Below are 13,572 nucleotides of genomic sequence, written 5' to 3'. Positions count from 1 at the left end.
CAATGAGTTGAACCGATGATGAAGAAGTAAATAATGAAAACAATAGAAACAAACTTTGATGGGCTGGTCGGCCCTACTCACAACTATGCCGGGTTATCCAGGGGCAACAAGGCCTCAATCAACCATGCAGGCAATGTAGCAAACCCAAAGCAGGCTGCTCTCCAGGGGCTTGAGAAAATGAAAGCCCTCAGTGAACTGGGCTTTGTCCAAGGCGTATTGGCTCCCCAGGAGCGTCCGGACATTACCACACTGAGAAGGTTGGGCTTCACAGGCAGTGACTCACAAATCCTTTCCGATGCGACTCAACAGATGCCTGCCGTTCTGGCAGCCTGCTGCTCGGCTTCCAGTATGTGGACCGCTAATGCCGCGACGGTTTCTCCCAGTGCTGACTGCGTTGATGGCAAAGTACATTTCACTCCTGCCAACTTAATCAATAAATTCCACCGGTCCATTGAGCACGAAGTCACGGGAAATATACTTAAAGCAACGTTTAACAGCCCTGAGCATTTTGTTCACCATCAGTCCCTGCCATCCACTGAATACTTTGGCGATGAAGGTGCCGCAAACCACACCCGTTTTTGCCATGAATACGGCCAGCAGGGTGTTGAGTTTTTCGTTTACGGCAAAGAGGCATTTAACCCGGAAAGTGCATCACCACAGAAATACCCTGCCCGCCAGAGTCTTGAAGCCAGTCAGGCCATCGCCCGCTTACATCAGCTTGATCCAGACAAAGTGGTCTTTGCACAGCAAAACCCTGCGGTCATCGATCAGGGTGTTTTTCATAATGATGTCATCGCTGTTGGCAACCGCAATCTGCTGTTCTGCCATGAACAGGCATTTGTGGATCAGACTGGTGTCTATGAGTCATTAAGAAAGGCGTATGGGCCACAGGACTTCCATATCATTGAGGTGACGGATCAACAGGTTTCAGTAGCTCAGGCGGTAGGCACCTACCTGTTCAATAGCCAACTGCTATCGCTTGGCAATGGCGGCACAATGATTATTGTTCCATCAGAGTGTGAAAATGACCCTGCTGTCTGGAATTACCTGCAAAGCCTGGTTAATAACTCAAGCTGCCCTATTACGGACCTGAAGGTCTTTGATCTTCGCCAAAGCATGAATAACGGTGGAGGCCCTGCCTGCCTGCGACTCAGAGTGGTATTAAATGAGCAGGAACTGGCAGCGACCAATCAGAACTGCCTGATAAACGACCAACTCTTTTCAACCCTCAATAGCTGGGTCAAAAAGCACTATCGTGATCAGCTGTCTGAAAAAGATTTGGCAGACCCTCTGTTACTGACTGAGTCCCGGACAGCCCTGGACGAACTGACCGGCATTCTTAATCTGGGTTCGGTCTACCCATTCCAGAATTAATATCCATCAGCGTATTTAAGTAAAGTTTAATTTTCTACCACACAGACACCAGGGTACGGAGAAGATCTTTCTTTGTGCCTTGGTGTCTTTATGTTGAAAAAATGAAACTGTTAAATTCCGTGATTATTTCCCGCCAAATACCTTTTTATCTTCTGCAATCCTGAATGCCACTGCCGGATGCAGGAAAAGCCGATCAATATAAGCCGCCAGCCGGGGGTACTCTGCAGGCTCAACCTGGACTCCAGCATGGGAGAGATTAATAAAATGAGTGGCCAGTGCGATATCTGCCAACTGAAGATCAGCCCCAAATAGAAAATCCGTTTCCGGCACCTCAGATTCCAGGTAAGCACAGGTCTTTGGCAGCTTGGTTTGCAGAATTTCCTGCACTTTGACTTCGTCAGCAGGCTGATTCACCAGCTTCCTGGCAACACGTTCAAAAAATACCGTTCCCAATACTGGCAACATCACCGTATCGGCATACTCTTCAAACCAGCGGGCCTTCGCCTTTTCTTCGGGAGCTTGTGGGTAGAGAGCACGTTCTGGATAACGGTCCTCAAGGTACTCGCAAATCACCGTTGAGTCTGCAAGCGTCACCTTGTCATCTTCCCAGGCGGGTATTTTTTTCAAGGGACTGATCTTCTCAAAGCCTTCAGGCTTTCTGAAAGGAGTAACCGGCACCAGTTCATGATCAATTTGTTTTAATTCCAGAGTCAACAGAACTTTTCGCACCATGGGCGATAGTGGCACCCCATAAAGCTTACTCATGGTCACATCCTCTATGATTCGTTTTTTCTTCAGCCAAACGCTATCCTACCGTTCATGGCAGCCTTTGCAATATTCACAAAACCAGAGCATGATCTCCCTGCCCTTATCAAGCGAGCCACTGCGCAATGAGCAAAGCACTAAAACATCTCATTCCAGACAATTTTCTCAATGAGTACTGGCAAAAAAAGCCTTTACTGATTCGGCAGGCCATTCCTGATTTCGTCTCCCCCCTTTCTGCTGATGAACTGGCCGGACTGTCTCTGGAAGAAGAGGTTGAATCACGGCTGATCCTTGAAAAAGGAGAAACGCCCTGGGAGCTTCGCCACGGACCGTTTACTGAAGAGACCTTCAGCTCACTGCCAGAAAGTCACTGGACGCTATTGGTTCAGGCGGTCGATCACTGGGTACCGGAAGTGCATGAACTGCTGGAGTACTTTCGCTTTCTGCCCAGCTGGCGCCTGGAAGATATTATGATCAGCTATGCCTCTGACGGTGGGAATGTAGGCCCCCATTACGATCAGTTTGATGTCTTTCTGATCCAGGCAGAGGGTAAACGACGGTGGCAGATCGGCCCCCTCTACAATGACCAGACACCAATGGTTGAAAACACATCGCTGCATATCCTTTCCGAGTTTAACGTTCTTGAAGACTATGTGCTTGAGCCCGGTGATATGCTTTATCTTCCACCTGGCGTTGGTCATCACGGTGTCGCAGAAGGTGAATGCATGACCATCTCGGTCGGCTTTCGGGCTCCCAGCCATCGGGATATTCTGATGCAGTTTACCGATTTTGTATCTGATCAGCTGAGTGAAAGCCTGCGCTATTCGGATGCGGGTCAGCAGCCGGTAAGCAACCCCGGAAGAATAGATGAGCAGGCAATAGACCGGATACAGGCCGTACTTCGCCAATACACCGAAGACAGAAATCTGATTGTTCAGTGGTTTGGCTCAGCCATGACGCAAACCAAGCACCCTCAGGACAGTGAAGATACCATTGAGCAGTGGTCGGAATTAATTTCTGAATTTAGCGCCTGTAATCTAAGAGTCAATGAAGGCTCAAGAATAGCTTTTTATGAGGGTTCATCTTCTGTCGTATTTGTCGATGGCGAGTACCAGCAGTGCAACAATAAACAACTACTCATCTATGCAGAGAAACTTGGCCGTACTCAATATTTACCATCAGAAAATTGGACTTCCTGCGTAGACCCTGAAAGCCAGAAATGGCTGCTGGCACTCGTTAACCAAGGGTCGCTTTACCCAGAGGAAGCGTCTTAAGCTTCCTCTGGGTAAAGTGAGCATTACTAAACCAATGTCTTTAAAACCAGATTCAGAAAAAAGCGGAAAACCATTTCACGATAAATAACCAACCTACTTCTTCCGACTTCTTAAGAATTCTTCTAACCCCTCTATAGGCGGGGGTGGAGGTGGTTGATTATCTTTGCCAGCCCTGACAGAATCAGCCTCAACGCTTTCAGGAATAGTATCATCCTCTGCTGGAGACATAACCTCTACCTCGTCCCGGGCTGGAGGTAAGCTGGAAGTATCATCAGGCTCTTCAACACTATCCCGTCCAGTAAGCGGCTGTAAAACTGGAGAGCCACTTTCAGAATTCAGTGTAGCCCCCATATCCATATTGGGTGACTGTGGACTTGCCTCACGAGGTGATGGAATTGTCCCTGGAGATGACGGGCTTGTCTCAGTTGGTAATGGTCTTATGACAACTGGCGAGTCAACATTCTCCTCACTCTCCCAATAGTCAGAATCAACCACCAACCGGAAATCATCTCCCTGCCTTTGGAGTCCATTATCCTCGGATCTGGGTACTTGTAGTTCATCAGCTAGTTTTCTAATAATCTCAAGAGATAAATTTCCTACCCCTGTAGTAAATACACCGTTGGAGTCTGCATTCGGTGTATCAGTGATACCCAGAACCTCTGCAAGACCAGTGAATGCTTGACCAGAGAACTCCCCACTAGCTATCGCATTATCAAAAATCTGTTCAACTAAAACCCTCTTTCCATCGGTCTCACGTAGTTTCTGAGTAATTACAGGGTTAACCCTATCAGTGAGCCCCAGAAGAGGATATCCCTCTACCGCTTTTCCAATTGCCGCTTTTATAGATTCAGAGGTTTCTTCCTCCAGAATCCTCGCACGTATATCCTCTTGGCCAGCGCTCTTCCAAGAACCATCTCTGGTTTGATAAGCAAACAAGGCTCGGAATAAGCCAACGCCATCCTCATTGAGAACCTCTCCGGCTCCCAAAGGCTGGGGAGGCATTACTGGCGACTGACCCGAAGATACAACTGGTGATGGCCCTGGGGATACCGCTGGCGATTCCTCCTCTGCAACATCCGGTATTGGTAGCTCCTGAGCAACAAGATATCGCTGACACAGCTCACCAAAATTTGGCAGCTTCTTCCATTTTGTACTTGTTGTACTTGGTTCAAGGCCATCTGCTGGTTCTGCTTTGCTAGAACCACCAGGTATTAAGCCATTTACACCACTATAGAAAGGCACTCTTTCTATCATATGGATCTCATGAGGATGCAGGTGCTCCCATAAGTTATATTCTGTAAACAGGCGTATCTCCTGTTCAGACATTTCCTGCAGTGGGTGCGTACTATTTAAACCCTCAGCAATACTGAGTTCAGATACCAGTCCTCTCTGGCCCTGGTCTGAAACTGAAGACGGTGTTTCAACACGGTCTTCCCCAGTAGTGGCTGGCTGAAAATCTGGAATAACGTCTTCTGGAAGGTCAGTTCTTAAAAGCGGACTTGAGACAGTTGAGACATCATCTTCATCGTCATCAAACCCATCAGCTCCTAACACTACACCAAAACCTTCATTCAGCCTTCGAAATCCTGGTTGACCATCATTACTGGATACAGGTACGTTTAGCGCAGCGGGTAGTTCATCGATAATAAGCTTGGACAGAGTTCTCATCTCAAAAGCATAGGGATCATTGCGATCACTGGTCATTAAGTCTGTGACACCCAGCACCTCTGGAAGATGACTGAACGTTCTGTCAGAGAACTTTCCATTCACTATCGCCTTGTCAAAAATTTCCTCGACTAATCGCCCTTCCTTATCCAAATCCTCCATTCTCTGCACTATTGTACGCTGAGCGGTATTGTAAGAATCCAGATCAAGGTACTCATTGGCAGCCTTTTCAATGGCCAGTTTTATCGGTTGAGCGATAGCCTCATCTCTCATCATGGCACGCACTTCAGCTTCAGAATCATACTCCCAACCTCTGTCTCCGGTATGATATGCAAACAAAGCACGGTATAAGCCAAGACCATCATCATTCTTAACCCGAAACATAGTCAACGACTGGGTAGACAAAGACGATACACTATCATCATCTTCAAAACTGACCCTTCTCCCGGACTCTCCCGCTTGATCACCAGCATTGCTACGGGGGCTGGCTTCATCAGCCCTTTCAGGCAAGGCCCCAGGCGGCATGTTTGAACGTTGCGGGCCTGTCCAAGGAGCTACCGGGATGTCAACACCAGAGTCAGCATCCTCATCGTTCTCAAACCTAGGAGGTAAAAAACCTCTAATCTGCTCTTGTACCCGCCCCCATTGATTTACCGTGTCTTCAGGAGCTATATGACTAGTATCTGCGCTTTCCTTTGCATGTGCGTCTACGTTACTTTTCAATGCATCAAGCGCTTGCTGTCTCGCTCTTTCTGTCTTTTTCTTATGGTCGTCCTCGGGTGAGAGTATTTCTCCTTCCCCAAAAGCTGAATCCCCGTCTTCAGAAACAACCGGCTCATGCTCAGGATCATTGGTAGTTACATGTGAAGGAAGTGGTCCTGCTGGCTTGGGAGTACTAGTATTCCTTGGCCTCCCTTGAGACTCCACACTAACGCCTTTGAATTCAAGGTGGATGATTGGATGTTTTATCAACTCAAATTGGTCCTGAAAGCCCTGAATCTCTTGCTCGGAAGAACCGCCACTCTGAGATAACTGATGAAGAAGTCGGTCAAAACTTTCAGTACCGCTGGAAATTTTCTGTTTTATGCTTTCCTCAACATCCTCAGATTGATGTTTAGCTTTCAGTTCCTGTTGATGTTTAGCTTTCAGCTCTTTAACTAAATCCTGAGATTTACCAACCCATGATCTCAAGTCAGATAACGGTAAATCCAAACCTTCCAGCTCGGGCGGAATTAAGCGGACCCTTTCCCCACCAGGCAAATTAAAGGTTACTTTTACATCATCCAACTTATCCTTTTTCAGTTGCTTAATTATTTCCTTAGACGCTTTATTAAATGCCTTAACAACTTTTTCTTCTGGAAGATCCCACTTATCTTCCATTTTTTTCTGCATTTCTTCCAGCGCAAATGCAGTTGCGTCAATATACCTCATCTCTTCTTTTTGCTTGAGGCTTTGTGCAAGAGGTTCCTGATCGTGCAAAAGCTTGTTCAAACTTTTCCTAATTTCTTCAGGACCTCCACCCGACCTGTTTGGAGAAACCGTACTTCCCGGGGCGCTGGCTGGTTGAACATTTTCAGGCAGCCCGCTACTTCTAACAGAATCACCATCTCTGGGAATACTCGTTTCTGCAGGGTGAGGAGAGACACTCTGCTGAGTTGACGTTTTACCTGTCTTTGCAGGGTCTCTATCACCAGTATGTGTTGGGGGTACTGAAGGACCAACTGAGTTGCCTGATGGAGGGGATCCTGGAGTGGTCATAGAAAATCCTTTTAAATCAATATTGATTCAGATAAGAGTCAATTAATATTTTTTAAACACACTAGGTCATTACAATAAATATAACACCAATAAAAAAAACAGAAAAAATCAATAAAAACAAAATATTACAACTCATTGTTTTTTTGACAACTTCAACAGCAAACAAAAAGATAATTTAAAATGTGACACTTGCCTAACAACCATCGTTTCTAATTAAAAATAAACCACCCAATACTTGATAAATAAAAAAAACAAGAACATATTTTTATAAAGGAGTGAATAATCAACAAATATTCACCTTACGTAGAAATACCGCATTCAGGTAATGCCAATGATTAATTTCTTGATCAAAGTATTCTTTATACCTATTGTTTTTTTTGTCCCTGCAGGATGGTTTGGATTTAAGCTTTATGCTGAAACCCAGCTGATTGAAGCAATAAACAAGTATGCACCTCTGGCATCTGATTACGCAGATATAAAGTTTGATGAAGTTAATGTTCATATAACTGGAAAAGTAACAATAACAAAAATAACAGTAATCCCTGCGAAAGCCTTTAAAAGCCCAGTCAATATAGAAAGGCTATCTGTCATCTTCCCCAGCACTTTGACAATGATGAAGACCATGTATGATGTCAGTACTGGAGAAGTCTCAGAACTACCTGATTCATTGCGCTTCCAGTATGATGGAATTCGACTTCCACTAGCCGGTAATGAAGAATTTTATACAGGATTCAATGATACGCGCCAGTTACAACTCAAAGAAGAGCTAGATGGAATAGTAGAGCCTATCTGTGGTGATGAATATATTATCGGCCTGAGTGAATTGAAGCAGATGGGTATTTATACGCTCATTGATGGACACTTCTGGGAATATAATTACACCCCCGAAAATCAGAAAATGGTGGTTCGATTTGGTATCAGTGCCACAAACCTATATAAGGCCTCCATACAGGCAAGCTTTTACAAAAAAGGATCTCCTGCTCTCAATGATTTCATGCAAGTTCCCTCTCTAAGCAGCGCTGAATTCTCCTATCAGGATGAGGGTCTGGTCAAGATGAGCAACCAGTATTGTGCCCATAGTTCTGGAATTTCTACCGAAGAATACATTAACCGTCTAATCGACCTGCCGGACAGCTTTTATTTTTATACAACAGGCATTGTCCCTAACGAAGCGATGAAGAATGCCTATATCAACTTTCTGAAGAATCCAGGTACTGTGACCATCAAGGCACACTTACCTCCCAGCTTCCACCCTCAGGCCTTATCTGTATATGATACTGAGCTCTGGGTTTCATCATTTGGCCTCTCTCTGCAGGTTAACAACAGCACCGTTTCTCCTTTTGAAATCATCACTCCAGCTCATTTTGGCCCGGCTGGGGATACAGATGACCAGGAGATGGCAGAAACCCCTTCCATGAATAACGAATCACCAATCGAGAAGGAATGGAAGCCTCAACCCAGCTATGGTGATGACTCAAAAACCTACATCTTCGTTGATGAAGTGCCTTCAACCGACCAGAAAACGGAAAGACTGAACCATCAACGGTCCAGAGATATTCCTATTTATGAGTTACCTGATCATATTGGCGCCTGGCTAGAGGTCTTTGTCGAGCAGTCGAAAAGTTTCCGAGGAGAGCTGATAGCCGTCGAACGCGAAAGGCTGTTATTGAAAGTTCGATCTGGAGGCGGCAGCATCACAATGCCCATTAAGCTTCATCGCATTAAATCTATTAAGCCCAGGTAAAAAGGCACAAAGTTCAGGTCATAAAAAAACCGGCATTTGTAATCAAATGCCGGTTTTACTTTGAGTTATATAAGCAGTTTAGTCATTACTGACATGGCAGACCAAAGCCAGATCCATTAAAACCCAGCTCATCTACCGGGAAGCATTACATCATGCCGCCCATACCACCCATACCGCCCATGCCGCCCATATCAGGCATAGCTGGAGCATCTTCCTGCGGCTCATCAGCAACCATGGCTGCAGTAGTGATCATCAGGCCTGCAACAGAGGCAGCTGCCTGCAGAGCAGAACGGGTTACCTTGGCTGGATCCAGGATACCCATTTCGATCATATCGCCGTATTCACCGGTAGCTGCGTTGTAACCGAAGTTACCAGAACCAGCCTTAACCTTATCAACAACGACAGACGCTTCGTCACCAGAGTTGGTAGCGATCTGACGGATTGGGCCTTCCAGGGCACGCAGGATCAGCTCAACACCAGCACGCTGCTCAGCGTTAATGGTTTCAACGTTGATGGCAGACAGGGCACGAACCAGGGCAACACCACCACCGGCGACCACACCTTCTTCAACCGCAGCACGGGTAGCGTGCAGGGCGTCTTCAACGCGGGCTTTCTTCTCTTTCATCTCAACTTCGGTAGCAGCACCTACCTTAACGACAGCAACACCGCCAGCCAGCTTGGCTACGCGCTCCTGCAGCTTCTCTTTGTCGTAGTCAGAAGAAGAGTTTTCGATCTCAGCACGGATCTGCTCAACACGGGCAACGATGTCAGCCTGAACGCCAGCACCGTCAACGATGGTGGTGTCTTCTTTAGTGATCTGGACGCGCTTGGCAGTACCCAGGTCGTCCAGAGTCGCAGTTTCCAGAGACAAGCCAACTTCTTCAGAGATCACAGTCGCGCCAGTCAGGATAGCGATATCCTGCAGCATGGCCTTACGACGGTCACCGAAGCCAGGAGCTTTAACCGCAGTTACCTTAACGATACCGCGCATGTTGTTCACAACCAGAGTCGCAAGGGCTTCGCCTTCAACGTCTTCAGCGATGATCATCAGCGGCTTGCCAGCTTTGGCAACGGCTTCCAGAACTGGCAGCAGTTCACGGATGTTGGAGATTTTCTTGTCAACCAGCAGGATGAAAGGTGCTTCCAGATCAGCAGACATTCTTTCCTGATTGTTGATGAAGTAAGGAGACAGGTAACCACGGTCGAACTGCATGCCTTCTACAACTTCCAGTTCGTTTTCCAGACCACTGCCTTCTTCAACAGTGATAACACCTTCTTTGCCTACTTTTTCCATGGCTTCAGCGATGATCTGACCAACCAGCTCGTCGGAGTTTGCAGAAATGGTACCTACCTGAGCGATGGACTTGCTGTCAGTACAAGGAGTAGACAGAGCTTTCAGCTGTTCAACAACGGCGATAACCGCCTTGTCGATACCACGCTTCAGGTCCATTGGGTTCATGCCAGCGGCAACGTACTTCAGGCCTTCGTTCAGGATGGACTGAGCCAGAACAGTAGCGGTAGTTGTACCATCACCTGCCTGATCGTTAGCCTGGGAAGCCACTTCCTTAACCAGCTGGGCACCCATGTTCTGGAACTTGTCTTTCAGTTCGATTTCCTTGGCTACGGAAACACCATCCTTAGTGATGGTAGGAGCGCCAAAGGATTTCTCCAGGAGAACGTTACGGCCCTTAGGACCCAGAGTAGCCTTTACAGCGTCAGCCAGAATGTTGACGCCCTTGAGCATTTCTTTGCGAGCTTCGTCGCCGAATTTAACTTGTTTAGCTGCCATGGTTGGTGACCCTATGCACTATTTGTGAAATCGGAAAATTGCCGTTTGATTGCTGAACAATCAGCCTTCCAGAACGGCGGAAATGTCACTTTCAGACAGAATGATCAGCTCTTCACCGTCAATCTTCACGGTGTTTGAGTCCGCATACTTGCCGAAGATAACCTTGTCACCAACGCTAACGCCAACAGGACGCTTTTCACCATTGTCCAGGAACACGCCATCGCCGACTGCAACCACAACACCCTGATTAGGCTTTTCAGTTGCAGAACCTGGCAGTACGATGCCACCAGCAGAGGTAGTTTCTTCTTCGACACGACGAACGACCACGCGATCACGCAACGGACGGATTTTCATCGATTCTTTCTCCAACAGTTTGCTTATGCCGTGCAACCTTTTACAGGTTGCTCGCTATCAACGTAATGGCAGTGAAATGATGTACTATCGCTTCACTATGGCCCGGTTTACCCGAACCTCCCAAGTATTCACCAGGGATGAAATTCACTTTGGCACTGGCCTTAAATGAAAGTTCAAAGCCTTGCCGAAGTCTTATCAGGTGTTCCACTTAGTATGGGTGGCTGATGCAGTTTTCAAGAGGCTAATGGAAAAAAAACTGACTTTTCCACAAAACTCAGGACTTGCACTCCAGATAGACTGATAAATTCGTTAAATGTTCAGAAATCAAGGCTTATCAATTACGGGCGCTTTTGACTTCCTGAGCCACCATCATCCTCTTCACGGGTATAGTCCCCATCAATGGTGTGGTTAAGATGGGTTTGCTCGTGATGCCATGATGGCTCACGCCGGTACTCAGCCTCGTAGATATTGGTTTGTTGGACCTTAACCCCGCTGACTTTCAGCCAGCGGCGGATCAGCAGCCGACGAACCGGTGGAATCAACAGGAATATCCCCAGAAAGTCGGTAATAAAGCCGGGGATCAACATCAACAGGCCGCCCAGGGCAATGGCCAGATTTTCCAGCATTTCCATAGCGGGCAGTTCGCCTGCAGCCATCTTCTGGCGGGCCCTTAACGTTGTTTTGAAGCCCTGACGGCGAATCACTTCGATACCAATAAATACCGACAGAATAACCAGGGCAACCGCATTCCAGGCACCGATGATGCTACCCACTTTGATCAGCACCACCATTTCCAGGATGGGTAAAAGAATAAACAGTAGAAAGAGGAAGCGCATAAGAGGCCCCGTTAATCATTGGAGCCTCCTATATAGAGGCGGTGTCGTTTTTTTTCAAGGGTTGCCAGCTCAGAGTGGCATCAAGCCGCTTTGGCCATGGCCACCAGCTGCTGGCGAACTTCCATGGCACTGACCGCATTCTCTGGAAATGGAATACGGACCACTTTCCTGCCCAGCAGGATATGCATGCCTTCTGAGTCGACCCCTGCCATTTTTGGACTAACTCCTTCAGGAATAACGACTTTAGCAGCCAGACAATACTTCACCATGGCATCCACATGATCTTCATTCATATGATCAATCATGCCTTTGCCCGCTTCACCAAAGAATGGGTTCGCTTTGCAAAGCAACTCATTTTTCACCCAGAAAATTTTACCAAAACCACCGATAAAGCGAGCCTTCACCAGCTTGATGCGGTAGAAATCGAAGTTATGGGTGTTGCTGTAGTTTCTGGCCTGAGGGAAATAGTTGAAGTAGTGCTCAGCAACGTCTTCAGGGGTTTCTATTTTTTCGGCGTCTCCCATCCAGGTCAGGCGCCCGGCTGTGTGCACGTCATCAGTATCCGTGTCACTGACAATAAGCGAAACTCTTGGGTTTTCTTCGATATTTTTGGTGTGCTGGGCAATCGTACTGATTTGAATGATTGGGCAACCATTCGCGTCCAGGCAATAAGGCATGACAGAACCAAAGGGGTAGCCCGGAACATCCTTGGAGTGCGTCGACAAAATGCCGTGGTATTCCCCCAGCAGCAGTTTTCTGGCCTCACATGCCGCTGCTTCCTTGGTATCCATCATAACTAAACTCCTGTGGGTGTTTATTCATTATCGTTTATTGACAGTGTAACTGTTGAAAAATCAGCCACTGATGATGTGTTGATCGCATTATATGGGAATGAGATTTATTATCAATAACCATTATGGATGTTGTCTTTTATTCCGTTTCGTTTCAGGATGATCACTGTACCGTCCACCAATGAAGTATAAGAACAATTATGAACATCAAAGATAAAAATATCCTGATCACAGGTGCTGCCAGAGGGCTCGGCCTGGCAATGGCCAGCTGGTTTGCAGAGCGTGGTGCCAACATAGGCCTTATCGATCTGGACACCCCCGAACTTCATGAAGCAGCCGAACTCTGTCGTTCAAAAGGTGTTAATGCTGTAGCACTGCCAGCCAATGTTGCTGAAGAGGCTCAGGTTGAAGCAGCGGTCCAGAAAGCCTCAGCAGAACTGGGTCCATTGAATGGCCTGGTAAATAATGCTGGAATTCTCAGGGATGGTCTGCTGATCAAAGCCAAAGATGGCAAAGTGACCGACAAACTCTCCTTCGACAAATGGCAGGCCGTCATAAATGTTAACCTGACTGGTGTATTCCTCTGCGGCCGTGAAGTCGCAGCCAGCATGATTGAAAGCGGCTCACAGGGTGTTATCGTCAATATCGCCAGCATTGCCCGTGAAGGGAACTTTGGACAAAGTAACTACTCTGCCGCCAAAGCGGGTGTTTCAGCCATGACGGTAACCTGGTCCAAAGAGCTGGCCAAATACGGCATCCGTTGTGCAGCCATTGCTCCAGGCGTTATTGAAACGGAAATGACTGGCAGCATGAAGCCAGAAGCCAAAGCCAGATTAACCGCCGGCATTCCGGTTGGACGAATGGGAACACCGGAAGAAATTGCCCAGACCGTTGGCTTTATTTTTGAAAATGATTATTACAATGGGCGAGTTTTAGAGCTGGATGGTGGTTTGAAGCTGTAACAATAATGCCTCCTAGGCATTTGAGCCACCTGGAGGCAAACATCAATAACAAAATCAGTTTGCCTGTTTTTTGATTTTCCAAGCCTTTTGGACTGCCCCTGTGCTAATTCACCTTTGACCCAAGACAAAACTCATACCAATCGTAATTTCTAAATCCTTAACCTGAATCCAGCTATGCTCAGGCATCATTACCAAGCATTTTATCTGGAACAGATGTCTCGTCGACCACAGCTACCCGAAGGTTTTGGGCATGTTGATTT

General features: G+C 47.0%; 11 protein-coding genes. 5 read left to right on the top strand and 6 right to left on the bottom strand.

What is annotated here, in order from left to right:
- Positions 1-33: 33 nt before the first annotated feature.
- Complete coding sequence (astB, locus tag AK963_RS03275; RefSeq protein ID WP_066014048.1) at positions 34-1,374, top strand: N-succinylarginine dihydrolase; 1,341 nt, start codon at positions 34-36, stop codon at positions 1,372-1,374.
- Positions 1,375-1,497: 123 nt separating this feature from the next.
- On the opposite strand, the gene AK963_RS03270 is transcribed toward astB, so the two are convergent.
- Positions 1,498-2,139, bottom strand: coding sequence for a glutathione S-transferase family protein (locus AK963_RS03270; protein WP_066014047.1), 642 nt, complete (start codon positions 2,137-2,139; stop codon positions 1,498-1,500).
- Between the two features lie 125 nt (positions 2,140-2,264).
- Here AK963_RS03270 and AK963_RS03265 point away from each other — a divergent pair, with 125 nt between their 5' ends.
- Positions 2,265-3,413 (top strand): cupin domain-containing protein, encoded by a 1,149-nt coding sequence (locus AK963_RS03265; protein WP_066014046.1) that lies wholly within the window; start codon positions 2,265-2,267, stop codon positions 3,411-3,413.
- A gap of 93 nt (positions 3,414-3,506) precedes the next feature.
- Here AK963_RS03265 and AK963_RS03260 read toward each other — a convergent pair whose 3' ends face one another.
- On the bottom strand, positions 3,507-6,569 hold the full coding sequence (locus AK963_RS03260) for a hypothetical protein (protein ID WP_139117222.1): 3,063 nt from the start codon (positions 6,567-6,569) through the stop codon (positions 3,507-3,509).
- A gap of 592 nt (positions 6,570-7,161) precedes the next feature.
- On the opposite strand from AK963_RS03260, the gene AK963_RS03255 reads away from it, so the two are divergent.
- Complete coding sequence (locus AK963_RS03255) at positions 7,162-8,580, top strand: hypothetical protein (protein ID WP_139117221.1); 1,419 nt, start codon at positions 7,162-7,164, stop codon at positions 8,578-8,580.
- A gap of 145 nt (positions 8,581-8,725) precedes the next feature.
- Here AK963_RS03255 and groL read toward each other — a convergent pair whose 3' ends face one another.
- Together groL and AK963_RS03245 are read right to left on the bottom strand one after the other, a co-directional pair.
- Positions 8,726-10,369: a chaperonin GroEL gene (gene groL, locus AK963_RS03250; protein ID WP_066014043.1), complete on the bottom strand. Its 1,644-nt coding sequence runs from the start codon at positions 10,367-10,369 to the stop codon at positions 8,726-8,728.
- Between the two features lie 60 nt (positions 10,370-10,429).
- Complete coding sequence (locus tag AK963_RS03245) at positions 10,430-10,723, bottom strand: co-chaperone GroES (protein WP_020581047.1); 294 nt, start codon at positions 10,721-10,723, stop codon at positions 10,430-10,432.
- A 25-nt stretch (positions 10,724-10,748) separates the two neighbouring features.
- Between AK963_RS03245 and AK963_RS33085 the strand changes: the two genes are divergently transcribed.
- A complete protein-coding gene (locus AK963_RS33085; RefSeq protein WP_175404420.1) occupies positions 10,749-10,892 on the top strand; it encodes a hypothetical protein in 144 nt (47 codons plus the stop codon).
- Positions 10,893-11,061: 169 nt separating this feature from the next.
- Here AK963_RS33085 and AK963_RS03240 read toward each other — a convergent pair whose 3' ends face one another.
- Complete coding sequence (locus AK963_RS03240) at positions 11,062-11,559, bottom strand: FxsA family protein (RefSeq protein ID WP_066014042.1); 498 nt, start codon at positions 11,557-11,559, stop codon at positions 11,062-11,064.
- An 80-nt stretch (positions 11,560-11,639) separates the two neighbouring features.
- On the bottom strand, positions 11,640-12,353 hold the full coding sequence (locus tag AK963_RS03235) for a HugZ family pyridoxamine 5'-phosphate oxidase (protein WP_066014041.1): 714 nt from the start codon (positions 12,351-12,353) through the stop codon (positions 11,640-11,642).
- A 197-nt stretch (positions 12,354-12,550) separates the two neighbouring features.
- On the opposite strand from AK963_RS03235, the gene AK963_RS03230 reads away from it, so the two are divergent.
- Complete coding sequence (locus AK963_RS03230; RefSeq protein WP_066014040.1) at positions 12,551-13,312, top strand: SDR family oxidoreductase; 762 nt, start codon at positions 12,551-12,553, stop codon at positions 13,310-13,312.
- Positions 13,313-13,572: the final 260 nt, after the last annotated feature.

The sequence above is a fragment of the Endozoicomonas atrinae genome, from assembly GCF_001647025.1.
Lineage (GTDB): Bacteria > Pseudomonadota > Gammaproteobacteria > Pseudomonadales > Endozoicomonadaceae > Endozoicomonas > Endozoicomonas atrinae.
This window is presented reverse-complemented; position numbering and strand designations above follow the sequence as displayed.